Raw genomic sequence first — 1,279 nt, 5'->3', positions numbered from 1 at the left:
GGGGGCTACCGGGGCGGGGCTCGTTCGTCGTGAGGGCGTCGCATGTCTTGGGGGTGAGGCAGAAGGTCTTCTTCACGGTGGCGCGGGCACGCGGTTTGGCCCCCGCACGTGTCCTCGATGCGGGCCGGGTTCTTCCAGGTCGCGCGCGTACATGCCTTCCGGTTACGGCTCCACGCCTCGGTGCCCGGAGGTCGCGAAGCTGCCGGGCTGCCTGCCGGTCGCGCGCGTACGTGTCTTGCTGCTACGGCTCCACTTCCTTGGTGCCCGGGCTCGCGGAGCCGGTGAAGCGCCGAGGCGTCAACTCGCCGGGCACCAGCTCGCTGGGCCGACTCCCAGTCGCGCACGAGCCTCCGAGCTACGAATCCACGCCTCAACATCCAGGGCTCGCAGAGCCCGTGAAGCACCGGGCCGCCAACTCGCCAAGCGCCAGCTCGCCGGGCCGACTGCCAGTCGCCCACGAGTCTCCGGACTACGAATCCACGCCTCAACACCCAGGGCTCGCAGAACCCGTGAAGCACCCGGCCGTCAACTCGCCGAGCGCTCGGCCGCCTGTTTGCTCGCGCGCGTGCGCGTCTTCTGGCTACGAATCCACACCCCGGCACTCGGAGCTGGCGGAGTCGCCGGAGCGCCGGCTTGCCCAGCCACCTGGCCCCGGCCGCCTGGACGCCGGTCACCTGGCCCTTGGTCGCCCGGCGGGTTCATGTGAGGCGTTCAGAGGTCTCTGTCCCGGGAGGAGGCGTCCCGGGGAGCGTTCGTCTCGGGGTGTGCGCGGGGCTTCGCTGTCCCGCCATTCTGGCCTTGACCAGGGCTTTTTCGTCTCGGAGCTTGCGCGGGGCTTCGCCGGTCTCATCAGGTCGTGATGACCACTACCCCCAGGCCCACCGACAGCAAGGTCCCCGCGACCCCGCAGATGATCCCCGCCAACGCGTGGCCGCCGTTCGTCGCCTCGCCCCTGGCCGCTTTGCGGCGACCGAGGATGCCGAGGACGACGCCCAGGATGCCGAGCACGAACGCCACTGGCCAGAGGCAGAACCCCAGGGCTGCAAGGATGCCGGTGATCATGGCGGAGGTGCCCAGGCCGTTGCTGGGAGGAGTGCCGGGCCAGCCGTAGTAGGGCGGGGTGACGGGGAAGCCGCCGGGATTGGGGACGCCGGGAGTGTGCATTCCCGGGGCGGGCATTCCGGGGCCCGGCATTCCGACACCCGGCATGCCGGGGGCCTGGGGGCCGGGAAACGGTCCGCCCGGCGCCGGTGGGGTGCCGTAGGGCGCGGGGTAGGCG

General features: G+C 71.5%; 1 protein-coding gene. It reads right to left on the bottom strand.

All coding sequences use genetic code 11. From position 1 onward, the window contains the following. Positions 1 to 849 precede the first annotated feature (849 nt). On the bottom strand, positions 850 to 1,279 hold a 430-nt coding region (locus tag AOK24_RS52370), incomplete at its 5' end, for a DUF4190 domain-containing protein (RefSeq protein ID WP_276206867.1).

This window comes from Streptomyces niveiscabiei (genome assembly GCF_001419795.1).
GTDB lineage: Bacteria > Actinomycetota > Actinomycetes > Streptomycetales > Streptomycetaceae > Streptomyces > Streptomyces niveiscabiei.
This window is presented reverse-complemented; position numbering and strand designations above follow the sequence as displayed.